Genomic DNA, 1,130 nt, shown 5'->3' with positions numbered 1-1,130 from the left:
GTGGCTGTAAGGGGTTCTTGTCCGTGAATATGTACCGCTTGTTGAACAGGGGCGGCCCCGCTCATTGTAAGTCCTTGGGGTGGATTGCGCATATTTGCGGTGTATTTATAGTTTGTGGAACGATTACTTCCTGCAACAACCCCTTGTGTGGCAAGAGGACGACCTCGCATAGCTCCGGCTTGATTTGGTGGCCTTGGTGCGGCTCTGTAGGAGTTTTGTAATCCTGCAGCATAGGCGTTGGTTCCAGTTTGTGCACCTGGACGTACCTGAGGTTGAGCAGGCCATCTTGGTGTTGTACGAATCTGTGTCATCTGAGATGCTGCATAATAGCGTTGTGGTGGTTGTGGCATTGTTGGTACAAAATAGCCGCTGGTGCCGCTTGGTTGGATGAACTGGTTCATCTGGTGCATACGCATGTTGGCCATACGTTGCATATATTGCGATGTTAAATGGGCTTTTCTGTCTTCTTTACGCTGAGCTAGAGCTACATAAAGTGGTTTGGAGCCCACTATACGGCCATTCATTTCAGTGACAGCTTTGGTTGCTTCTTCAGGAGATGAGAAGCAGACAAATCCAAATCCTTTACTACGTCCATCTTCCAACATGACTTTAGCTGATGTAATTGTTCCAAATGGCGAGAATTCCTTTCTGAGGCGTTCATCGTCAATGGTGTCGTCCAAATTTTTTACATACAGATTGACTCCTTGATAGCGATTCATACGTTCCATTTTTAGTTGTTCAAAGCGACGTTTTAATTCTTGTTGACGTTCTGCTTTCTTTTGAGCCCGGCCAACATACATAGATTTACCTTCAACAATTTCTTTTCCATTAAGTTCTTCAACAGCAGCTTCTGCAGAATCAGGATCATCAAATGCAACAAAACCGAAACCGCGAGATTTGCCATCGTCAGTTCTCATAATTTTCAAGCTGGTGATATGACCAAACTTCTCAAATAATGTTCTAAGTTGATCTTCCGTCATGTCTTCACCAAAGTTTTTAACATAAACATTAGTGAAGAGTTTAGCTTTTTCGCCTAATTCCTTTTCACGTTCCTTACGTGGAATAAATCTGCCAACATAGACTTTCGTTCCATTTAACAACATACCATTTACTTTCTCTATGGATTTGTT

1 protein-coding gene is annotated in these 1,130 nt (G+C 43.2%); it reads right to left on the bottom strand.

The features are described 5' to 3' along the window. Nucleotides 1-1,130: polyadenylate binding domain-containing protein (locus EK369_RS22760; RefSeq protein WP_206198143.1), on the bottom strand; the 1,130-nt coding region annotated here is incomplete at both ends.

It is taken from the genome of Shimia sediminis (assembly GCF_003990645.1).
GTDB classification, from domain to species: Bacteria; Pseudomonadota; Alphaproteobacteria; order Rhodobacterales; family Rhodobacteraceae; genus Shimia; species Shimia sediminis.
The sequence above is the reverse complement of the archived record's forward strand: the minus strand, read 5'-3'. Positions and strand labels throughout refer to the sequence as shown.